Annotated in this window: 7 protein-coding genes and 1 pseudogene; 6 read left to right on the plus strand and 2 right to left on the minus strand. The window is 70.7% G+C overall.

Annotated features, from left to right (window positions below):
* Positions 1–24: 24 nt before the first annotated feature.
* From ACFXI3_RS04615 to ACFXI3_RS04630, 4 genes and pseudogenes are all read left to right on the plus strand, one after another.
* A pseudogene (locus ACFXI3_RS04615) lies at positions 25–15,282 on the plus strand (SDR family NAD(P)-dependent oxidoreductase); the annotation flags it as partial.
* Positions 15,283–15,419: 137 nt separating this feature from the next.
* The gene (locus ACFXI3_RS04620; protein ID WP_378398053.1) at positions 15,420–15,866 is read left to right on the plus strand and encodes an enediyne antibiotic chromoprotein; all 447 of its coding nucleotides are present in this window, start codon (positions 15,420–15,422) and stop codon (positions 15,864–15,866) included.
* Positions 15,867–16,012: 146 nt separating this feature from the next.
* Complete coding sequence (locus ACFXI3_RS04625; RefSeq protein WP_378398054.1) at positions 16,013–17,014, plus strand: ATP-binding cassette domain-containing protein; 1,002 nt, start codon at positions 16,013–16,015, stop codon at positions 17,012–17,014.
* Positions 17,011–17,820 carry an ABC transporter permease gene (locus ACFXI3_RS04630; protein ID WP_378398056.1) on the plus strand — a complete coding sequence of 270 codons (810 nt, stop codon included), beginning with the start codon at positions 17,011–17,013 and terminating at the stop codon, positions 17,818–17,820. Before ACFXI3_RS04625 ends, ACFXI3_RS04630 begins: the two co-directional genes overlap by 4 nt.
* 1 nt (position 17,821) lies before the next feature.
* Here the strand turns inward: ACFXI3_RS04630 and ACFXI3_RS04635 are convergent, their stop codons facing one another.
* Together ACFXI3_RS04635 and ACFXI3_RS04640 are read right to left on the minus strand one after the other, a co-directional pair.
* Positions 17,822–21,040, minus strand: coding sequence for a BTAD domain-containing putative transcriptional regulator (locus ACFXI3_RS04635; protein WP_378398057.1), 3,219 nt, complete (start codon positions 21,038–21,040; stop codon positions 17,822–17,824).
* A 32-nt stretch (positions 21,041–21,072) separates the two neighbouring features.
* Positions 21,073–21,525: a nuclear transport factor 2 family protein gene (locus ACFXI3_RS04640; protein ID WP_378398058.1), complete on the minus strand. Its 453-nt coding sequence runs from the start codon at positions 21,523–21,525 to the stop codon at positions 21,073–21,075.
* Positions 21,526–21,685: 160 nt separating this feature from the next.
* On the opposite strand from ACFXI3_RS04640, the gene ACFXI3_RS04645 reads away from it, so the two are divergent.
* Together ACFXI3_RS04645 and ACFXI3_RS04650 are read left to right on the plus strand one after the other, a co-directional pair.
* Complete coding sequence (locus tag ACFXI3_RS04645; RefSeq protein ID WP_378398059.1) at positions 21,686–22,615, plus strand: SRPBCC family protein; 930 nt, start codon at positions 21,686–21,688, stop codon at positions 22,613–22,615.
* Positions 22,616–22,628: 13 nt separating this feature from the next.
* Complete coding sequence (locus ACFXI3_RS04650; protein ID WP_378398060.1) at positions 22,629–23,534, plus strand: proline iminopeptidase-family hydrolase; 906 nt, start codon at positions 22,629–22,631, stop codon at positions 23,532–23,534.
* Positions 23,535–23,556 lie beyond the last annotated feature (22 nt).

A 23,556-nucleotide genomic window follows, 5' to 3' on the forward strand; every position in this document is an offset into this window, starting at 1 on the left:
TCTGTTGAGCGAATCGTCGAGGCCCTGCGCGGATCGCTGCTGGAGAACGAACGACTGCGCCAGCAGAACACCCGGCTCGCCGCGGCCGCTGCCGAGCCGATCGCGATCGTGGGGATGGCGTGCCGGTTCCCGGGCGGGATCGAGTCTCCCGAAGACCTGTGGCGGGTGGTGGCCGACGGCGGCGACGTGATTTCCGGGTTCCCCTCGGACCGCGGCTGGGATCTGGACGGGCTGTACGACCCGGAACCCGGCGTGGCCGGGAAATCGTACGTGCGGCACGGCGGTTTTCTGCATGACGCGGCGTATTTCGACGCGGATTTCTTCGGCATCAGCCCGCGTGAGGCGCGGGAAATGGATCCTCAGGAACGGTTGTTCCTCGAAGTGTCCTGGGAAACGCTCGAAAACGCGGGTGTCGACCCGAGTTCGCTGCGTGGCTCGTCGACCGGCGTCTTCGCCGGAGTGATGTACCACGATTACGGAGAGAGCGTAAGCAGCGGCAGTGTGGTTTCCGGCCGGGTTTCGTATTTCCTGGGTTTGGAGGGGCCTGCGCTGTCGGTGGACACGGCGTGTTCGTCGTCGTTGGTGAGTCTGCATTTGGCGGTTGAGGCGTTGCGGCGGGGGGAGTGTTCGCTGGCGCTGGCCGGCGGGGTGACCGTGATGGCCATCCCTGAGCCGTTCGTGTATTTCAGCAATCAGCGAGGTTTGGCGCCCGACGGCCGATGCAAGTCGTTCGCCGAAGCGGCGGACGGCGCCGGATGGAGCGAAGGCGTCGGCGTCTTGCTGGTGGAGCGGTTGTCGGACGCCGAGCGCAATGGCCGTCGAGTGCTGGCGGTGATCCGCGGCTCCGCAGTGAATCAGGATGGTGCTTCGAGCGGCTTGACGGCGCCGAATGGTCCGGCGCAGCAGCGGGTGATCGGGCGGGCGTTGGCGTCGGCGGGGTTGTCGGCGTCGGAGGTGGACGTGGTGGAGGGGCATGGGACGGGGACGAGGCTGGGGGATCCGATCGAGGCGCAGGCGTTGCTGGCGGCGTATGGGCAGGGCCGGGATCGGCCGTTGTGGCTGGGGTCGGTGAAGTCGAATCTGGGTCATGCGCAGGCGGCGGCGGGCTCGGCCGGCGTGATCAAGATGATCATGGCGATGCGGCACGGGGTGATGCCGAGGACGTTGCATGTGGACGAGCCGTCGCGGGAGGTGGAGTGGTCCTCGGGTGCGGTGCGGTTGCTGACCGAGGCCCGGGAGTGGCCTGAGCACGGTCGTCCCCGGCGGGCGGGGGTCTCCTCGTTCGGGATCAGCGGAACCAACGCCCACATCATCCTCGAACACGCTCCGGAGGAGTCGGCCCGGCCGGTGTCCGAGCCGTCCCCGCTGCCGTTCGTGCTGTCCGGCAAGAACCCCGCCGCTTTGGCCGCTCAGGCCGATCGGCTGCGCGCGCGGGTGGACCAGAACGTCGATCACGCGGCGGTTGCTTATTCGCTGGCGACTTCACGTGCTGCGTTGGAACACCGGGCTGTGGTGGTCGCCCAGGACCATGACGAGCTTCGGCGAGGCCTGAAGCTCGTCGCGGACGGGGATCTTCAGGGCCGTGTGAACGAGGGTCGTCTGGTTTTTGTGTTTTCGGGTCAGGGTTCGCAGCGGGTGGGGATGGGCCGGGAACTCGCCGAAAGGTTCCCGGTGTTCGCCGACGCGTTCCGCGAGACCGCGGCCCTGTTCGACCCCCACCTGGACCGGCCCTTGCTCGACGCGGTCTGGGGACACGACCCGCACGCCCTCGACCCCACCACCTATGGGCAAGCGGCCGTGTTCACCCTCGAAACCGCCCTCTTCCGGCTCTTCGAGTCCTGGGGCGTGCGCCCCGACTACCTCACCGGACACTCCCTCGGCGAAATCACCGCCGCCCACGCCGCCGGCATCCTCTCGCTCGACGACGCCGTCCTCCTCGTCGCCACCCGCGCCCGACTCATGCACCGCCTCCCCACCGACGGAACCATGGCCGCCATCCCCGCCACCGAACACGACATCCGCCCCCTGCTCGACCACCACACCGCCATCGCCGCCCTCAACACCCCCCACAACCTCGTCGTCTCCGGACCCCGCCACACCATCACCCGCATCCTCACCGCACACGGCGGCACCCTCCTCAAAACCGCCCACGCCTTCCACTCCCCCCTCATGGACCCCCTCCTGCCCGACCTCCTCAATACCGCCAGAACCCTCGCCTACCACCCACCGACCATCCCCGTCGTCTCCACCCTCACCGGCACCCTCGCCGACCACGACATCTGCACCCCCGAACACTGGACACGCCACACCCGCCACACCGTCCGCTACACCGACGCCATCCACACCCTCCACACCCACGGCGCCACCACCTACCTCGAAATCGGACCCGACACCACCCTCACCACCCTCACCCCCCACAACCTCCCCACCACCAACACCAGCAACCACGCCTTCATCCCCGCACTCCGACCACACACCCCCGAAACCCGCACCACCGCCACCGCCCTCGCCCGCCTCCACACCACAGGCACCCCCATCAACTGGAACACCTACTTCACCCACACCCACACCACCCCGCTCCCCACCTACCCCTTCCAACGACGCCGCTACTGGGTGGACGCCGTTCCGCGATCGGCGGACCTCAGCAGCGCCGGCCAGGTCCCCCTCGACCATCCGATGCTGCGCGCGGTCGTCGAAGCACCGGACTCCGGGACCGTGACACTCACCGGCCGGATTTCGGCCGGGACGCACTCCTGGCTTTTCGAGCACGTGGTCTTGAATTCGCCGCTGGTGCCGGGGACCGCGTTCGTCGAACTCGCGATGCGAGCAGGCGACGAGGCCGGGTGCCCGGTGGTCGACGAGCTGACCCTGGAGACGCCTCTGGTGCTGCCCGAACGGGGCGGTGTGGCTCTGCGGGTCGTGGTCGGCGCGCCGGACGAGACCGGCCGGCGTTCGGTAGACGTCCACTCTCGCGCGGACGGAGCGGAGGCATGGAACCGGCACGCGAGAGGTGTGCTGGCCCGGGTCGCCGATGCGGGTGAGCCGTTCGATGCGACCGAATGGCCGCCGCGGAACGCGCAGCCGCTCGCCGTCGACGGGTTGTACGCGCGTTTGGCCGGACAGGGATATGGCTACGGGCGGGCGTTCCAGGGCCTGCGGTCCGCGTGGCGCCGTGGCGCCGATGTGTTCGCCGACGTGGCACTGCCGGAGGACCTGCGTGCCGAGGCGTCGTCGTTCGGTCTCCATCCCGCGTTGCTGGACGCGGCCATGCACGCACATCTTCTCGACGGCGGTGAGGAAACCCTGGTTCCGTTCGCGTGGACCGGGGTGGAACTGCGTGCTTCCGGCGCGTCTGCGCTGCGGGTCCGGATCCGGCCCGGCGACGGGAACGGCGCGTCGGTGGCGATCGCCGATGAAACGGGCAGGCCCGTCGCCGCGGTCGCGTCTCTCGCCGTGCGCCCGGTTTCGGCGGACTTGCTTGCTGCGGCGGGCGGGCGGCAGAGCGGCGAGCTGTACCGAGTCGAGTGGAATCCGGCAGCGCCCGCGGCTTCCGCCGCGCCAGATGTCGCCGTAGTGGGCGACGCGGCGCTCGGCACGGTTCTGGGTGTGCCGGTCTTCGAGGACTTGGCCGCGGTGACCGCGGTGCCGGAGGTGGTGGTCGCGTCGTGCGGTCGCGTGGACGACGACGTTCCCGGGAGCGTCCGCACGGCGACCGCCGATGTCTTGCGGTTGGTGCAGAAGTGGCTCGGCGACGAGCGGTTCGCGTCCTCTCGGCTGGTGGTGGTGACCCAGGGCGAGAGGAACCCGGCAGTCGCGTCCGTACGCGGATTGATGAGGTCCGCGGCTTCGGAGAATCCGGGCCGGCTCGCCTTGGTGGACGTGGACGTGGACGAGGCCGGCCCCGGGCTGGCGGCCGCGCTGGCTTCGGACGAGCCCGAGCTCGAGGTTCGCGCCGGCAAGGTGCTGATGCCCCGGCTCGCCCGGTTCAGCACGTCCGGTGCGGACCGTTCGTGGGGTTCGAAGGTGCTGATCACCGGCGGCACCGGTGGTCTCGGCTCAGTGGTGGCCCGGCATCTGGTGGTCCGGCACGGGGTCCGGGAGCTGGTGCTGGCGAGCCGGCGCGGGATGCGCGCGCCGGGCGCCGCGGAGCTGGCGGACGAGCTGGCGGCGCTCGGGGCCGAGGTTCACGTCGAGGCCTGCGATGCCGGGGACCGGGAAGCCTTGCGCGGATTGCTCACCAGGCGCCCGGTGAACAGCGTGGTGCACGCGGCGGGCGTGCTTGACGACGGCGTCGTGACGGCTTTGTCACCGGAACGGCTCGACGGAGTGCTCCGGGCGAAAGCCGACGGAGCTTGGTATCTGCACGAGCTGACGCGGGAGATGGGACTGTCCGCGTTCGTGATGTTCTCGTCCGCTTCCGGGCTGCTGGGAAGCCCGGGACAGGCCGCCTACGCCGCGGCGAACGCCTTCCTGGACGCACTGGCCGAGCATCGACGTGCGGAAGAGCTTCCGGCTGTCTCGCTCGCCTGGGGCGCGTGGGCCGAAGGCGGCATGGGCGACCGGCTCGGAGAAGCCGACGTTCAGCGGATCAGGCGCCTCGGGCTGGCAGCGGTGCCGGTGGACGACAGCCTGGCGTTGTTCGACGAGGCGCTCGCCGCCGATGTGCCGGTGACAGCACCGATCCGCGTCGATACGGCGGCGTTGCGGGCCCGCGCCGACGGGATTCCGGCGATCTGGCGCGGCTTGGTCAGGCCCGTCGTTCGACCGCGACAGGATCAGCCTGACGCGCCGGGGCTGGCGCGGCAGCTCGCTGGCCTGCGGGAGACGGAATCGGAACGCACCGTGCTGGACATCGTGCGCACTAACGTCGCGACTGTGCTCGGTCACGACGGGCCGGAGTCGGTTGACGCGCGCCGTGCGTTCAGCGACATGGGGTTCGATTCGCTCGCTGCGGTGGAGTTGCGGAACATCCTGTCCCGGGTGACCGGGATTCGGTTGCCCGCCACCCTGATCTTCGACTACCCGACTCCGCAAGCTCTGGCCGGGCACCTCGGCGCGCTGGCGACGGGCGACGGGCGGCGGACTTCCGTTCCGGCCGCGCCCACGGCCGCGGCCGCCGACGAGCCGATCGCGATCGTGGGGATGGCGTGCCGGTTCCCGGGCGGGATCGAGTCTCCCGAAGACCTGTGGCGGGTGCTCGCCGACGGCGGCGACGTGATTTCCGGATTCCCCGCGAACCGCGGCTGGGATCTGGACAACCTGTACAGCGCTGAGCCAGGCGCTTCCGGGAAGACGTATGTGCGGCACGGCGGTTTCCTGCACGACGCCGCGGATTTCGACGCGGATTTCTTCGGGATCAGCCCGCGCGAGGCCAGGGAAATGGACCCGCAGCAGCGGTTGCTGCTGGAGGTTTCGTGGGAGGCGCTCGAACGGGGCGGCATCGACCCGTCGTCCTTGCGGGGGTCGCCGACCGGCGTGTTCGCCGGCGTGATGTACCACGACTACGGAGCAGGCGGCAACACCGGCAGCATCGTCTCCGGCCGGGTGGCTTACAGCCTGGGACTGGAAGGTCCCGCGGTTTCGGTGGACACGGCTTGTTCGTCGTCCTTGGTCGGGTTGCATTGGGCCGCGCAGGCCTTGCGGCGCGGTGATTGTTCGCTGGCGCTCGCGGGCGGCGTGACCGTGATGGCCACGCCCGAGACGTTTGTCGAGTTCAGCAGACAGCGCGGGCTGGCTCCGGACGGCCGGTGCAAATCGTTCGCCTCCGCCGCGGACGGCATGGGCTGGAGCGAGGGCGTCGGCGTCTTGCTGGTGGAGCGGTTGTCGGACGCCGAGCGCAATGGCCGTCGAGTGCTGGCGGTGATCCGCGGCTCCGCGGTGAACCAAGACGGCGCGTCGAACGGGCTGACGGCGCCGAACGGCCCGTCCCAGCAACGGGTGATTCGCCAGGCTCTGGCCGATGCGCGGCTGTCCGGGTCCGAAGTGGACTTCGTCGAAGGCCATGGGACCGGCACGACGCTGGGCGATCCCATCGAAGCGCAGGCCCTGATAGCGACTTACGGGCAGGACCGGGACCGGCCGTTGTGGCTGGGGTCGGTGAAGTCGAACATCGGGCACGCTCAGGCAGCGGCCGGGGTCGCCGGGATCATCAAAGCCGTGCTGGCCATGCGGCACGGCATTCTGCCCAAAACGCTGCACGTGGACGAACCCTCGCGGGAGATCGACTGGGCTTCCGGGGAGATCGAGCTGCTGGCCGAGGAACGGGAGTGGCCGGAGAACGGCCGCCCTCGCCGCGCCGGCGTGTCGTCGTTCGGAATCAGCGGCACGAACGCACATGTGATCCTCGAGCAGGTCGCGCTGCCGGACGCACCTGAACCCGAAGCGGTGAACGCGGTCCCGCTCGTCGTATCGGCGAGGAGCGCCTCGGCCCTCGACGACCAGGTCGAACGCCTCGCCTCCGTGGTGGGCGGCGGTGCGTCGCTGGTCGACGTCGCGTATTCGCTCGCGACCGCACGCGCCGCACTGGAGCACCGGGTGGCGGTCGTGGCGGGCGATTCCGAGGCCGCCGTGCTCGGGTTGCGCCGGGCGGCCGGCGTGGTGGCGGGCGACGGCCGGCTCGGGTACTTGTTCACCGGGCAGGGCTCGCAGTGGACCGGCATGGGGAGCGGCCTCGCGGCGAGGTTCCCGGTATTCGCCGAGACGATGGACGACGTCCTCGCTCGGTTCGACCTCCCGTTGCGGGACGCGTTGCGAGGCATCGGGTCCGCGGATCTCGATCAGACGATGTTCGCTCAAGCGGGGTTGTTCGCGGTTGAGGTGGCGCTGTTCCGGCTGCTGGAGTCGTGGGGAGTCCGGCCGGACTTCGTCGCAGGCCATTCGATCGGCGAGATTTCGGCGGCGCATGTCGCCGGCGTGCTGTCTCTCGAAGACGCCGCCACCCTGGTCGCGGCTCGCGGCCGGTTGATGCAGGCGCTGCCCGCCGGCGGGACGATGGCGGCGGTCCAGGCCGGTGAGGACGAGGTCCGCCCCTTGCTCACCGCCGGCGCCGGCATCGCCGCGGTCAACGGTCCCGAGTCGGTTGTGGTGTCCGGCGCCGAGGACGCGGTCCTGGGCGTCGTCAGTGCTTTGGGCGACCGGAAATGGCGCCGGCTGCGGGTGTCGCACGCGTTCCACTCGCCCTTGCTGGATCCGATGCTGGCCGAGCTCGGGCAGGTTGCCGCCGGGTTGTCCTTCGGCGTCGCCGGCATCCCGGTCGTGTCCGCGGTGTCCGGCGAGCTCGCGGCGGACGAGCTGGGCACGCCGGAATACTGGGTGCGCCAGGCGCGGGACACAGTCCGGTTCGCGGATGCCGTGCGGACACTGGAAGACCAGGGAGTGACGACCTTTCTGGAACTGGGGCCGGACGCGGTGTTGTCGGCGATGGGGGAGGAGAGCGCGCACGGCGCCTTCGCGCCGTTGATGCGGCGCGGGCGTGACGAGGAGCGTGAAATCGTCAGCGCGCTGGGCTTCGCGTACACGCGGGGAGTCAGTGTGGACTGGGAGCGGTTCTTCGCCGGGACCCGGGCCCGGCGGATCGAGTTGCCGACGTACGCGTTCCAGCGGAAGCGTTACTGGATCGACTTGCCTGGCGCGAACGACGGCGCGGCGAAGGTCGGGCAGGTCGCCGCTGACCATCCGCTGCTGGGCGCGGTCGTCGCGTCGCCGGATTCCGCACAGGTCGTGCTCACCGGGCGGCTGTCGGTCGATTCCCAGCCTTGGCTCGCCGCGCATGCCGTCGCGGGCACGGTTCTGCTGCCGGGAACCGCCTTCGTCGAATTGGCGATTCGAGCCGGTGACGAGGTCGAGTGCCCGGTTGTCGACGAGCTGACCCTGGAGGTGCCGCTGGTACTTCCCGAGCGCGGCGGCGTCGCGCTGCAGATCGTCGTCGGCGCACGCGACGCGGCCGGCCGGAGACCGGTGGAGTTCTATTCGCGACCCGAAGGCTCCGCGCGGGATTGGCAACGGCACGCCGCGGGCACTCTCGCGGCGAGTTCGGCGGGACGTCCGGCCGACCTGGCTGTGTGGCCGCCGGCGGGAGCGAAAAGTGTTGACGTCGCCGACCGATACGACGACCTGGCGGCACGGGGGTTTGCCTACGGCGCGGCGTTCCGGGGCCTGCGAGCCGTGTGGCGGCGAGGCGGCGAGGTGTTCGCCGAAGTGGCTCTGCCCGAGGACATCCGGGCGGACGCCGGGTCATTCGGCCTGCATCCGGCGTTGTTCGACGCGGTGCTGCATGCCGCCGAGACGGTCGACGGACGACTCGATGACGACCTGATCCACCTTCCGTTCGCGTGGACCGGCGTGACGCTGCACGTTTCCGGTGCGTCCGCGCTCCGAGTCCGGATCACTCCGGACGGGGCCGGCGGGGTCGCGCTGGAGATGGCCGACGAGGCGGGCAGCCCGGTGGCAAGCGTCGAAACGTTCAGGACACGGCCCGTGCCCGCGGATCGCCTCGGCGCGCCGGAACACCGCGAGTCGTTGTACCGGATCAGCTGGACGCCGGTTCCGACGCCCTCGGCCGCGGTCGAGTGCGCGGTGGTCGGGGACGACGAACTCGGGAAGGCACTCGGAGTACCGGTCTACCCGGATTTGGCCGCGGTGGCGGAGGTTCCCGGCGTTGTCGTGGTGTCGTGCGGGCCGGCGGACGGCGCTGTTCCCGAAGCAGTGCGTGCCTCGGCCGGCGAGGCGTTGCGCCTGTCGCAGGAGTGGCTCGCGGACGAGCGGTTCGCTTCGTCTCGCATGGTTGTCGTGACCCGCGGCGCCCTGGCCGGTGGCGGAGCCGGGCTTGGCAGCGCACCGGTGTGGGGCCTGGTACGGGCAGCGCAGTCGGAGCATCCCGGCCGATTCGCTTTGCTGGACATCGATCTGCCCGGGCCGGTGCTGGCCGCGGCGGTGGCCTCGAACGAGCCGGAGCTCGCGGTTCGCGGCGGCGAAATCCTGGCGCCCCGGCTCGCCGGCGCCGAGCCGTCCGATGTGGACGGTCCGGCGTGGGATCGCGACGGAACCGTCCTGATCACCGGCGGTACCGGCGGGCTCGGCGCTCTCGTGGCCCGGCATCTGGTCGAGCGGCATGGAGTCCGGAGGCTGCTGCTGGTCAGCCGCCGGGGGCTCGACGCGCCCGGCGCGCTTGAGCTGAGCCAGGAACTGGCGGCCGAAGTCCGGGTGGTCGCCTGTGACGTGAGCGATCGGGACGCCTTGGCCGAGGTGATCGCTGGAATTCCCGCCGCGCACCCGTTGACGGGCGTCGTGCACGCTGCTGGAGTGCTGGACGACGGCGTGGTCACTGGCCTGTCGCCCGAGCGGCTCGACAAGGCGCTGCGGCCGAAGGCCGACGGGGCTTGGCACCTGCACGAGCTGACCCGCGACCTGGAATTGCCGGCGTTCGTGCTGTTTTCTTCGGTCGCCGGCCTGCTCGGCAACGCAGGGCAGGGGAACTACGCGGCGGCGAACGTTTTCCTCGACGCGCTGGCGGAGTACCGGCGTGGCCAGGGACTCGCGGCCACCTCGCTCGCGTGGGGCTTGTGGGACGCCGAAGGGATGGGGCGAAGCGACGTGCCCGCGGTCAACCGCACCGGAGTGCTGGGCTTGCGCACCGAAGAAGGATTGGCCCTGCTCGACGACGCTATCGGTCGTCCGGAGGCGGTGCTGGCGCCGGTTCGCCTGGATCGGGCCGCTTTGCGCGCACCGGATGCCGCCACGACGGTTCCGGCGATGCTGCGCGGCCTGGTTCGCTCGCCGGCTCGGAGGAGCGTCGGCCCGGAGCCGGGCGAAACCGCGCTGGCGCGGCAACTGGCCGGTCTGCCCGACGCCGAGCGAAGCCGTCTTCTGCTGGAAACCTTGCGCGGGCAGGTCGCTTCGGTGCTCGAGTACGGCGGTCCGGACGAAGTCGAACCGGACCGCTCGTTCCGCGAACTCGGGTTCGACTCGCTGGCCGCGATCGAGCTGCGCAATCGCCTCGCCGGTGCCACCGGGCTGAAGCTTCCGGCGACGCTGATCTTCGACTACCCGACTCCGCGCGCCTTGGCCGCGCACATCGGGGCGGTGGCAGAGGGAGCCGTGGAGCGGGTGCCCGAGCAGACGGAGACGGCTCCGGGCGACGAGCCGATCGCGATCGTGGGCATGGCGTGCCGGTTCCCCGGCGGCATCCAGTCCCCGGAGGACCTGTGGCGGCTGGTGACGGCCGAAACAGACGCGGTGACCCCGTTCCCCGTCGACCGCGGCTGGGACATCGACGGGTTGTACGACCAGGAGAAGGGGGTCAGCGGCAAGAGTTACGTGCGGGAAGGCGGTTTCCTGGCGGACGCGGCCGACTTCGACGCCGGATTCTTCGGAGTGACCCCGCGAGAGGCGCTGGACATGGACCCGCAGCAGCGGTTGCTGCTGGAGGTTTCCTGGGAAGCGCTCGAACGATCCGGGATTGATCCGTTGTCGTTGCGCGGGTCGGCGACCGGGGTGTTCGCGGGAGTGATGTACCACGACTACGGCGCGGGCAGCAGCACCGGAAGCATTGTCTCCGGCCATGTCGCCTACAGCCTCGGGCTGGAAGGCCCCGCGGTGTCGGTGGACACAGCGTGCTCGTCTTCTTTGGTCGGCATGCATCTGGCCGCGCAGGCGTTGCGGGTCGGGGAGTGCTCGCTGGCGCTCGCCGGCGGTGTGACCGTGATGGCGACGCCCGGTACGTTCGTCGAGTTCAGCCAGCAGTTGGGACTGTCGGCTGACGGCCGCTGCAAGTCGTTCGGGGACGGCGCGGACGGCGTCGGCTGGGGCGAGGGCGTCGGCGTCCTCGTGCTCGAACGGTTGTCGGATGCCCGGCGGAACGGACATCCGGTGCTGGCGGCGGTGCGTGGTTCCGCGGTCAATCAGGACGGCGCGTCGAACGGCCTGACCGCTCCGAACGGTCCCTCGCAGCAGCGAGTGATCCTCCAGGCACTGGCGAACGCCCGTCTTTCGCCGTCCGATGTGGACATTGTCGAAGGCCACGGGACCGGTACCGCGCTGGGAGACCCGATCGAGGCACAGGCGTTGCTGGCGACGTACGGCCAGGTGCGGGACGAGCCGTTGTGGCTGGGCTCGGTGAAGTCGAACTTCGGGCACACGCAGGCCGCGGCGGGCGTCGCGGGGGTCATCAAGATGGTGCTGGCCATGCGGCACGCCGTGATGCCGAAAACCCTGCACGCGAGCGAACCGACCCGGGAAGTGGATTGGTCCTCGGGCGCGGTCGAACTGCTCGCCGAGGCTCGGGAGTGGCCTTCCCCCGGTCGTCCCCGGCGGGCCGCGGTGTCGTCGTTCGGGATCAGCGGCACGAACGCGCACGTGATCATCGAGCAGGTGGCCTCGGACGAAGCCGAAGCGGCTCCGGTGCGGCTGGAAGCGGTGCCGCTGGTGCTGTCCGCGAAATCCGCGCGGGCCGTGCGAGACCAGGCGGAGCGGCTGCTGCGGCACCTGGAGGAGCACCAAGAACTGGGATTGCCGGAAACAGCGTATTCGCTGATCGCCGGCCGGGCGGAATTGCCGCACCGCGCGGTGGTCGTCGCCGGTTCGCGGGACGAGGCGCTGGCCGGGCTGGGCAAGTTCGTTCGCGACGAACCCGCTGCCTACGCGGCGTCCGGGGCAGCCGACGCGGACGGCGGGGTCGTGTTCGTCTTTCCCGGTCAGGGAGCGCACTGGAAAGGGATGGGCGCGGAGTTGTTCGAGACCTCCCCGGTGTTCGCGCGGCGGATGACGGAATGCGCCGAGGCGCTGGACCCGTACATCGAGTTCTCCTTGCTGGACGTCCTGCGAGGCGTCGAAGGCTCGGCGTCGCCGGACCGGATCGACGTGATGCAGCCGCTGTCGTTCGCGGTGATGGTTTCGCTGGCCGAACTGTGGGCGTTCTACGGCGTGCGGCCGGCCGCGGTGGTCGGGCATTCGCAAGGCGAAGCGGCGGCGGCGTATGTGGCAGGCGCTTTGACTTTGGCAGACGCGGCACAGGTGGTCGCCGTCCGGAGCCGCGCGATCGCGGAGCATTTGGGCGGCTGGAGCACGATGGCGTGGGCCGGTGTGCCCGCGGATCGTGCGGAGACGCTGATCGCGCCGTGGGGAGACGCGGTGCAACTCGGAGCGGTGAACGGGCCGGAGTCCGTGATCGTGGCGGGCGAGGTCGCGGCGATAGCCGAATTCTTGGCCTGGTGCGAGGACAACGGCGTGCGGGCGCGGCCGGTCTCGGCCGATTTCGCCTCGCACACCTGGCATATGGAGCGGGTCAAGGACGAGGTGCTGGCCGGGTTCGCCGGGATTCGCCCGCGGGTTCCCGCCGTGCCGTTCTTCTCCACGGTCGACGAGGCGTTGATCGAGGACGACTCGCTCGACGCCGGCTACTGGTACCGGAATATGCGGGAGCGGGTCCAGTTCGGGCCCGCGATCGAGGAGGCGATAGCTCGCGGACACCGGACTTTCGTCGAAGTGAGCCCGCATCCGGTGCTGACCGCGAGCGTTCAGGAGATCGCGGACGGCGCGGACGTGCCTGCGGTGATCGTCGAATCGACGCGGCGCGACGACGGCGGCCTGCGGCGGATGTTCGCCTCGATGGCGCGGCTGCATGTCCGCGGGGTGCCGGTGGACTGGTCGGCGGTGTTCGCCGGTCTCCAGGTCAACCGGGTCGACCTGCCCACGTACGCGTTTCAGCGGCGACGCTACTGGTCGGGCAACGCACGGACGTCCGTCGACGCCGCCGGGTTCGGGCTGGCCGAGTCGGGTCATCCGCTGATCGCCGCGATGATGGCGTTGCCGGGCTCGGACGGTCTCGCGCTGACCGGGCGGGTCTCGCTCGACCAGCACCCGTGGCTGGCCGACCACGTGGTGTCGGGCTCGGTTCTGGTGCCCGGCAGCGCGTTCGTCGACCTCGCGATCCGGGCCGGCGACGAAGTCGGATGTCCCGGCCTCGAAGAGTTGATGGTGACGGCTCCGCTGGTGCTGCCGGAACGCGGGGGAGTGGCGCTCCAAGTCGTGGTCGGTGCGAGTGCGGGCGACGGGCGGCGGCCGGTGGAGTTTTACTCCCGGCCCGAAGCGGGAGACGGGGAATGGCGGCGGCACGCGGAGGGCCTGCTCGCTCCGTCCGGTCAGGGTGCGGCCGAGAGCTTGGCCGAGTGGCCGCCCAGGGACGCCGAGAACGTTGACATCGAAGGGTTCTACGCGGAACAGTTCGATCGAGGATACGGCTACGGGCCCGTCTTCCGAGGACTGCGGCGGCTGTGGCGGCGCGGGGACGAGATGTTCGCCGAGGTGGCGTTGCCGGAGCAGGCTCGCGCGGACGCCGCCGCGTTCGGGTTGCATCCCGCGCTTCTGGACGCCGCACTGCACGCGAACCTGAGCACCGGCGAGGACGGCGATCGCGTCAAAGTGCCGTTCGCATGGACCGGGGTGTCGCTGCACGCTTCCGGCGCGACCGCGCTCAGAGTCCGGATCGCCCGGCTGAGCCCGGAAAGCGTGGCGCTGACCGTGGCCGACGTGACCGGCGCGCCAGTGGCATCGGCACGCTCGCTGGCTTTCCGGCCGGTGTCGCCGAGCCAATTGGCCGCCGCGGGCGGTCCGGATCGCGACCGGTTGTTCGAAGTGGGGTGGGAGCCCGCCGCCGGGGCTCCCGGTGCGGTTCCCGGCAACGGGCAGTGGGTCGTCGTCGGCCCGAACCCCGGGCTCGAGGTTCCGGTCTACTCCGATCTCCACGAGTTGACGCGCGCGATCGCGGGCGGCGTTCCGGTACCGGAGATCGTTTGTGCGCCGCTGCTCCACGACGCGGACAGCGAGGTGCCGGTCGCGGCGCGAACGGTCTCCCGCGAGGCGCTGGACCTGGTCCAGTCCTGGCTGGCCGAACGGAAACTGGACTCCGCCAAGCTGGTCGTGATCACCCGCGCCGCCGTGGCGGGCACGACCGGTTCCGGCCTGACTCGCGCACCGGTCTGGGGCCTGCTGCGGACGGGGCAGAACGAGAACCCCGGCCGGTTCGTGCTCGTGGACGTCGACGACCGCGAAGCGTCGGTGCTGGCTCTTCCCGCGGCTGTCGCCTGCGGCGAGCCGGAGGTGGCGATCCGCGACGGCGCCTTGCGCGTGCCGCGCCTCGCCAGGACCGCGGCGTCCACTGTGGACGAGAGGAAGTGGGACGCGAACGGCACGACCCTGATCACCGGCGGCACCGGCGGGCTGGGCGCGATCGTGGCACGACATCTGGTCGTGCGGCACGGAGTTCGGGACCTGCTGCTGACCAGCAGGCGCGGCCTCGACGCGCCGGGCGCGGCCGAGCTCTCCGCCGAATTGGCGGAACTCGGCGCGGAAGCGCGGATCGTCGCCTGCGACGCGACTGACCGCTCCGCGCTGGCGAAGGTGCTCGCGGACGTGCCCGCGCTGAGAAACGTGGTGCACGCCGCCGGCGTGCTCGACGACTGCGTGCTGACCTGGCTGACCCCGGGGCGCTTGGACGCTGTGTTGCGTCCGAAGGTGGACGCGGCCTGGCACCTGCACGAGCTGACCCGGGATCTGGACCTGTCGGCGTTCGTGTTGTTCTCGTCTGCCTCAGGTTTGCTCGGCAGCACCGGTCAAGCGAACTACGCGGCCGGCAACGCGTTCCTCGACGCGCTCGCCGAATACCGGCGCGCACAGGGGTTGTCCGCGACCTCGCTGAACTGGGGCCTGTGGGCCGACGGCGGAGGAATGGCCGAGGATCTCCGCGAGGCGGACCTGCGCCGCCTGGCGCAGTCCGGCGTGCTCGGACTGTCCACAACGGACGGTCTCGCGCTGTTCGACGAGGCCGTCCGTCGCACCGCTCCCGTGCTGGCTCCGATCAGGCTGGACCCGGCCGCGCTGGCCGCCCGGCCCGACGGCGTTCCGGCCAAGCTTCGGGGCCTGGTGCGGAAAGCCGTCCGGCAGGCCGTTCCGGCCGGCGTGGACGAATCAGGCACGACCACGCTGGAGCATCGCCTCGCGGGCCACGCCGACGGGGAACGGGACGAGATTCTGCTGGAGATGCTGGGCAAACACGTCGCGGCAGTCCTCGGCGACATGACGGTGGGCTCGGTGGAACCCGACCGGACGTTCGCCGAACTCGGATTCGGCTCCCTCGCCGCCGTGGAGCTGAGAAACGCGCTCGCCGTCGCGACGGGGCTGCGGCTGCCGCCCACCTTGGTGTTCGACCGGCCGACGCCCCGCGCGGTGGTGCGATTCCTCAAGCAGGAGTTCGGTTTCGCCAGCGGCCAGCCCCCGCTGGCGAGTTGACAGCCGCCGACAGCGGCTGTGCGCGGGCTGTCAGCGTCGCCGGGCACTGTGGTCGAGTACCCACCCTCGCGAGGTAAACGGAAGTCCGGGTACCGGAGTGTGTCGAGTGTTCTTTGACTACAGGGAGAACATTTCCAATGAGTTCACTAGGTAAGGTTCGGCTCGCCGTCGGGGCGGGCGCTGTCGTAGCGGCAGCGGCGGGTCTGGCTGTTATCGGCCAGCCCGCGGTCGCTGCTCCGCTGACGTCGGCTGTGTCGGTGACGCCGTCCGCCGGTCTCGCCGACGGCCAGTCGGTGAATGTCGCGGTGTCTGGCTTCAAAGCGGGCGTGAAGGTGCGCGTCGGCATGTGTGCCGAGGTCTCGCCGGACGTGCTCGCGTGCGACCACGCCGACGGCAAGACCGTCGTCGCGGACGCCAGTGGCGCCGGTGCGACCCCGCTCACCGTGCACAAGTCGTTCCAGGGATACCGGTTCGACGGCACGCTGTACGGCACCGTGAACTGCACGGACAACTGTCTTGTCGGTGCGACCGACGACAGCCAGACCGGGGCGGCCACCGCGTACCAGCCGGTCTCTTTCGCGTGACGCGGGGCTTCCCGAGTCACTGACAAACACCGTGCTGGGCCACCCGGGTGGCCCAGCACGGCCTCGCACAGCGGCTGTGCGCGATTCGTCAGCGGGATGCGCTTTCCTGCCCGCGACGAGCCCCATTTCAGGAGAGGAAAAGAACAATGTCCTACGGCATCCAGGCCGAGGGCCTGGTCAAACGGTTCGGTCAGACGACCGCGCTGGCCGGTGTCGATCTAGCCGTGCGAACGGGCGCTGTACTGGGGGTGCTGGGACCGAACGGGGCCGGCAAGACGACCGCAGTCCGCATTCTCGCCACATTGCTGAAGCCGGACGCCGGCCATGCCCGGGTCGGCGGGTTCGACGTGGTCAAGGACGCCGCACGAGTGCGTCGTCTGGTCGGCCTCACCGGCCAGTACGCGTCCGTCGACGAGGAGCTCACCGGGGTGCAGAACCTGGTGCTGATCGGTCGCTTGCTGGACCTGTCCCGGCCCGAGGCGAAACGTCGCGCTCGCGAGCTGATCGAGCGGTTCGGCCTCGTCGACGCGGGGAAACGGCTGGCAGGCACGTATTCCGGCGGCATGCGCCGCAGGCTCGACCTGGCAGCCAGCCTGGTCGGCCGTCCCAAGGTGCTGTATCTCGACGAACCCACCACGGGCCTGGACCCGCGCAGCCGTGCCGACGTGTGGACCATGGTGCGGGCGCTCGTCGAGGACGGCACGACCGTGCTGCTGACCACCCAGTACCTGGAGGAGGCCGATCAGCTGGCTGACCAGATCGCGGTGATCGACCACGGCCGCGTGGTGGCCAGCGGCACCGGCGACGAGCTGCGTGCCCAGGTGGGCGGGCAGACCTTGGATCTCTGGCCGATCGATCCGGCGGAGGTGCCCGCGGCGGCGGCCATCCTCGCCGGCCTGACCGGCAAGGAACCGGTGCGGCTCAACGACGGAACGCGGCTCGCGGTCCCGGTGGACGACGACCCGGACGTGCTGTCCGCGGCGGTCCAGCAGCTCGCACAGGCCGGGATCGCCGCTCGCGAGCTGGCGCTGCGGCTGCCCAGTCTCGACGAGGTGTTCCTCGCGCTGACCGGGCACCCGGCGGAAGAAGAGGACGACAGCGCCGCTCCGGTCAAGGAAGGCACGATCAAGGAAGGCAGCCCGGCATGACCACTGTCGCAACGACCCCCGCCGCGGAGCTGCCGGTGCGGATCGGTCCCCTCAAGGCCCTGCAGCACGGCATGACCCTCACGTGGCGACGGGTGATCTCGGTCAAGAACTCGCCGGAGCAGCTGCTCGACGTGGTCATCCAGCCGATCGTGATCATCGTGCTCTTCGTGTTCGTCTTCGGCGGAGCGGTGTCCAACAACTGGCAGGACTATCTCCAGTTCGTGCTGCCGGGCATGATGGTGCAGACCGTGTTCCTTTCCACCATGGGCATCGGCGTGACGATGAGCACCGACGTGTCCAAGGGGATTTCGGACCGCTTCCGCAGCCTTCCGATCGCCCGGTCCGCGCCGCTGGTCGGCACGGTGCTGGGCGAGGCCGGGCGGTACCTGATCTCCATCGCCGTGCTGATCGGCTTTTCCGCCGTCCTCGGCTACCGCTTCGAGAACGGCCTGCTCGGCACGCTCGCCGCGTGCGCGGTGGTCCTCGTGTTCTCCTTCGGGCTGTGCTGGATCCCCGCTCTCGTCGGTCTCCTGGTGAAGAATCCGCAGACCGTCCAGGGACTGGGGTTCGTGGTGATGTTCCCGCTCACGTTCATCAGCAACGTGTTCGTGAAGACCAGCACCATGCCGGAATGGATGCAGGCGTGGGTCCGGATCAGCCCGGTCACGCAGGTGGTGAACGCCACGCGCGGCTTGATGAACGGGGGGCCGGTGGCCGGGCCCATCCTCTACTCGGCGGCGTGGGGCATCGGCATCCTGCTGGTGTTCGCGCCGCTCACGGTCCGCGCGTACCTCCGCCGCTCCTGACTCAGCCCGCGGCTCCCGTGACGACCCGGACGGCGTCGTCACGGGACAACGCCGTTCCTTGGGCGTAGCCGCGCTCGAACTCCGGGTCCCCGAGCGCGGCGCGGAGCGCGGCGGCAATCCGGACCACGTCCGGATTGCCGCCGTCCGTGGTGCCCCGGAACACCGTTGCCACGCCCAGCATCGCGGCGGCGTCCGCCGCGGAACCCTTGGCCAGCGCGAGGGCGGCCAGTCCCTCGACGGCGCCCGCCGCGGACGGCAGGTTCCCGTTCCCGATGCCCGAGGAAGCCGCTCGCCCGAACAAGGCAGCGGCCTGCGCGCGGTCTCCGGCGGCCAGTTCGGTCCAGCCGAGGCCCGTCTCGATCTGGATCCGGACCGGGCCCGGCACCCCCGGGCTTGCCTCGAACTGGTCGAGCGCGGTCCGGTAGTGCTGCCGCGAGGCGGCGAGATCGCCGTCATGCCGGGCGATCTCGCCGAGCCCGATCCGGGCGAGCAGGGCCGTTTCGCCGAACGTGCGATCGGCCGACAGCACCTCGGCCAGTTCGGCCCGCCCGGCCTCGCGGTCGCCCGCGCGTGCCCGCTCCACCCCGAGCCGGACCCGCACGCTGAGCACGTCGCTCGGCGAGCCCAGTTCGCGCGCTGCCTTCAGCGCCTCCGCGCCGGCCTCGATGGCCCCCTCGTGGTCGCCGCGCTGGCCGCGAGCCTCGGCGAGCCCGCCGAGCGCGATCACCAAGCCCCAGCGGTCGCCCACCTCGCGGAACGCGGCCAGCGCACTGGTCAAATGGCCCTCGATCGCCAGCCCGTCCCCCTGTTGCTCCGCGGCGAACCCGCGCATCATCCGGACGACCGCACGGACCCACGGATCCGGGTGGTTCTCGCCGCGATCGAGCGCGCGGACGGTCCGATCGGCATCGCCGGTCATCATCGCGGACACGAGCTCGACCAGGTTGATCACGGGATGATCGGCGATTTCGCCGTCGGCGGACCGCAGCCGGTCCAGTTCGGCCAGAGCGTCTCGCGGGTGCTGCCCGGCGCTCATCGCGGCCAGCGAGTAGTAGGCGCAGCCCACCGCTCGCGTCGTGCCGGGCACCGAACCCGGCAGTGCCAGGGCTTCCTCGAGCGTGGTCACGCTCTGCGCGTGGTAGCCGCGCAGCATCCAGAACCCGGCGAGCGCGGTTCCCAGCCGGAGCGCGAGGACCGCGCTCTCGGTGTCGATCGCCCAGCGGAACGCGGTGACCACGTTGTCCTGTTCGACGGCCAGCTTGCCGAGCCATTCCAGTTGCGCGTCGGTACGGAGCAACGACTCGGCGGTCTCGGCCAATTCCAGGAAATACTGGGCGTGCGCGGCACGGGCGGACTCGGTCTCTCCCGCCTCGGCCAGGCGTTCGGCCCCGAACGCGCGGACGGTCTCGAGCATCCGGTACCGGACTTCGTCGCCGCCGGAATCGGCGAACACGGCGTCGATCAGCGACTTGTCCGCGAGCGCCCCGAGCAGGTGCAGCACGCCCCCGGCGGCGAGCCCGTCGCTCGCGCACACCCGCTCGACGGATTCGAGCGTGCAGCCGCCGGTGAACACCGACAGCCGGCGCGCGAGCAGCCGTTCTTCGTCGTCGAGCAGATCCCAGCTCCACTCCACCACGCCGCTGAGCGCCTGGTGCCGGGCCACCGCGGTGCGAGAACCGCCGACCAGCAACCGGAAGCGGTCGCCGAGCCGGTCCGCGATCTGGGTGGCGGACAGCGATCGGACCCGCGCGGCCGCCAGTTCGATGGCCAGCGGCAGACCGTCGAGCTTGCGGCAGATCTCCACGACAGCGGCTGTATTGGCCTCGGTGACAGTGAATCCGGGCCGCACCGACGCGGCTCGCCCGGCGAAAAGCCGCACCGCGGGATAGGCGAGCGCCTCGTCGGGTCCGGCGTCGGCGGGGGGAAGCCCGAGCGGCGGGATGGGCCACAGTGCCTCGCCGGTGATGCCGAGCGATTCCCGGCTGGTGGCCAGCACGCGCAGATCCGGGCAGGCCGCGATGAGCCGGTCGGTCAACGCGGCCGCGGCTTCGACCACGTGCTCGCAGTTGTCCAGCACGATCAGCAGCTTCCGGTCGGCCAGCGCGGCGATCAGCCGGTCGACCGCGTCCCCCGGCGACGAGGACTCCAGCGACAGCGCCTTTTCCCGGATGTCCAGCGCGGTCAGCAGCGCGTTCGGCACGTCAGCCGGTGTACGGACCGGCGCGAGCTCCGCCAGCCACACCCCGTCGGGCATCCGGTCGGCCAGACCGGTGGCCACGGCTTCGGCCAGCCGGGTCTTCCCGACCCCGCCCGGCCCGACCAGGGTCACCAGCCGGGAGCCGGCCAGCAGCTCGCCGATCCGCTCGATTTCCTTGTCCCGGCCCACAAAGCTGGTCAGGTGAGCTCGCAGGTTCGTCCGGCGGGCGCGGCCCGCTCGGCTCGGGCCGGGGCCGGGGGCGGGACGGGCCGGCGGCTCAAGGCCCGGATCGCGCCGCAACACGGCCAGGTGCAGGGCCTGGAGTTCAGGTGACGGATCGACGCCGAGCTCGTCGCTGAGCACGCGGCGGGTGTCGGCATACGCGGCCAGGGCCTCGGCCTGCCTGCCCGCGCCGTAAAGGGCGCGGATCAGCTGCCCTCGCACCCGTTCTCGCAGCGGGTGGCTCTCGACGAGGGCTTCCAGTTCGGCGATCACCTCGGCGTGCCGGGCAAGCCGGAGGTCCGCCTCGACCCGGTCCTCGATCGCGTCGACTCGAAGATCCTCCAAGCGCGCCGCCGGCGCCGCGGTGAACGGCGCTTCCGCGGCGTCGGCCAGCGCGGGTCCACGCCACAGCGCCAGCGCTTCGCGCAACGGCCCGACGGCGAGTTCCGGGTTGCCCGCGTTCAGCTTTCGCCGTCCGTCGGCGGCCAGCCGCTCGAACCGGTACGCGTCCACCGCTTCCGGGGCGACCGCGAGCCGGTAGCCGCCGGCCCCGGACTCGACGAGGGCGCCGCCGGACGGCAGCGCGTGCCGCAGCCGGGAGACGAGCGACTGCAACGCGTTCACCGCACCGCCGGGAGGAGCGTCCCCCCACAGCCCGTCCACCAGCGAATCGACCGCGACGAGCCGGTTGGGGTCGAGCGCCAGCCGGACGAGCAGCGCCCGCACCCGCGGTCCGCCGACATCCACCCGGCGGCCGTCCTCGGCCTGCACCTCCAACGGACCCAGCACCCCAACACGCACGGTTGCAAGGTTCTCACAACCGCGCCAGGTGATCAGTTCAGGTCGTCTCGACTGACCTCGCGCGATCGCACCAGCAGTTCGCCGCTCTCACCGCGGATCAGCACGTCCTCGCAGACGCAGACGCGGTGCAGCCGGGAGCCGCCGCCGAGCTTCGTCGCGATCACCTGGGCGTAGCAACGCACCTTGAACGAGCCGTCCGGCTGAGGCCGGACCGACACCATCCCGTGCCAGTGCCGGTGCACCTCGTTCGCTTCGGCCAATTCGGCCCGCGTCCGCTTGACCGCGATGACCAGTCCGGAGCGGCCGCGGACGGGTTCCGGCAGCGTCGGCACCGAGAAAGTGGCGTCCTCGGCGAAGGTGGCCGCCCACTCCTCGGCCGCGCCGTCGTCGAGCAATTGCATGCTGTGTGCGTAGAACTGCTGCACCTCGGCGTAGATCTGGTCGAACGTCCCGGCCGTGGTCGCCGTCTCGGCTCGCGCTGTCACGTGAGTTCTCCGTTCCTCGCGGGTTCCCGCTCGCCCGCCCACCATGTCCGGGTTTCTTCGAGCCTGGCTCGAGAGCCGCCGAGCCCGGCTCAAACCAGCCTTGAGGACGGTCCCGGACAGTGGTGTCTCACGTCGCCGTGACCGGTCGAAGGGATGTGCTGTGCTGACGCTGAAGGAACACACCGTGCAGGAGCAGGTTCTGGTGGACGCCCCTGCCGACGCGCTCAGGCGCGTGGTCGCCGACCTCGAGTACTGGGTCCAGGTGCACCGGCCCGCGGCGCACGCCGAATACCTCGACCGGGGCGAGGAAGACGTGATCCGGCACTGGGCGGTGGTCGACGACCACACCGTCCGGACGTGGACCGAACGCCGGCGGACCGGCGCGGACCGGATCTCGTTCGCTCTCGAAGCACCGGAGGACCCGAACCCGGACGCCCGCGGGGCCTGGACGTTCGAGACGCGGCCTGGCGGCACGCTTGTCACGCTGCGGTACGAGTTCAGCGTGCCTGAAAACGACACCGAGAACACGGTGGCACTGGTTCGGGCCGACGTCGCCGAGCAGCTGGCGACTGTCGAGTACGCGGGCAAGGCCCGCGACGAACTAGCTGATCTGATCATCTCCTTCGAAGATCCGTTGTTCGTCGCGGGTTCGCTCGAGGACGCCTACGCGTACCTGTACGAAGCTGACAAGTGGGCGGAGCGGATCCCGCACGTTTCGCGGCTCGTGCTCGAGGAGGACACCCCGAACATCCAGTTTTTCGACATGGACACGGCGACGGCGGACGGCCGGGCGCACACCACTCGGTCAGTGCGGGTCTGCCTGCCCGGCGACAAGATCGTGTACAAGCAGATCCGGCTGCCCGCGCTGCTCGACGCGCACACCGGGCACTGGCTGTTCACCGCCTCGCCGGAAGGCGTCGTGGCCAGCGCACGGCACACGGCCACGATCAAGCCGTCCGCGCTGCATCTGCTCGGCGAAGGCACGACCGTGCTGGACGCGCGCAAGTACCTGCGCCGGGTGCTGAGCGAGAACAGCATGGGCAATTTGCGGCTGACGAAGGCGTACGCGGAGCAACGCGCCGGACTCTGAGGGGATGGCGGCAGTGTCCACTGTCGGAGCTTCGGCCAAGGGGACTGTGCCGTTCGGCGAGTTCCGGACTTGGTATCGGGTCACCGGCCGGCCGGGAACAACCGGCCGGCCGGCGGTCGTGGTCGTGCACGGAGGCCCGGGCAGCACGCACGACTATCTGCTGCGGCTGGCCGGGCTGGCCGGTCTCGGCTGGCCGGTCGTGCACTACGACCAGCTGGGCAACGGCGGGTCGACGCACCTGCCGGGGCGGGGAGCGGAGTTCTGGACGCCGCGGCTTTTCCTCGCCGAGCTGGACAATCTGCTGCGGGCGCTCGACCTCGCCGACGACTACGTGCTGTTCGGCCAGTCGTGGGGCGGGATGCTCGCGGCGCGGCACGCCGCGGACCGGCCGTCCGGCCTGCGGGGGCTGGTCGTGGCGAATTCGCCCGCGTCCTACCCGTTGTGGCTGCGGGAGATGAAGGTGCTGCGCGACCGGTTGCCGCCCGGAGCGGACGCGACCTTGCGCGAACACGAGGCGGCCGGAACCACGGACAGCGACGAGTACCTCGAAGCGATGATGGTCTTCTACGACCGGCACGTGTGCCGGGTGAAGCCGTGGCCGCGGGACTTCGTCGCGTCCATGCTGGAGATCCAGAACGACCCGACCGTGTACGGCACGATGAACGGGCCGAGCGAGTTCCACGTGACCGGCACCCTGAAAGAGTGGACCGTCGAGGACCGCCTCGCCGACATCGCCGTGCCGGCCTTGGTCCTCGGCGGCAGGCACGACGAGGCGACGCCGGAGGTCATGCGGCCCTACGCCGAATCGATCCCGAACGCGCGCTGGGAGATCTTCGAGAACTCCAGTCACCTGCCGCATCTGGAAGAGCCCGAGCGCTTCGATCGGGTCCTGGCGGAGTTCCTGGGCTCGCTCGGCTGAGCGTGCCGGGCCTTCGCGCTGC

Source organism: Amycolatopsis sp. NPDC059235, from assembly GCF_042754125.1.
GTDB classification, from domain to species: domain Bacteria; phylum Actinomycetota; class Actinomycetes; order Mycobacteriales; family Pseudonocardiaceae; genus Amycolatopsis; species Amycolatopsis albidoflava.

Coding starts and splice junctions, on each gene's coding strand:
- ACFXI3_RS04620 (WP_378398053.1), top strand. CDS start 15,420: ATGAGTTCACTAGGTAAGGTTCGGCTCGCCGTCGGGGCGGGCGCTGTC.
- ACFXI3_RS04625 (WP_378398054.1), top strand. CDS start 16,013: ATGTCCTACGGCATCCAGGCCGAGGGCCTGGTCAAACGGTTCGGTCAG.
- ACFXI3_RS04630 (WP_378398056.1), top strand. CDS start 17,011: ATGACCACTGTCGCAACGACCCCCGCCGCGGAGCTGCCGGTGCGGATC.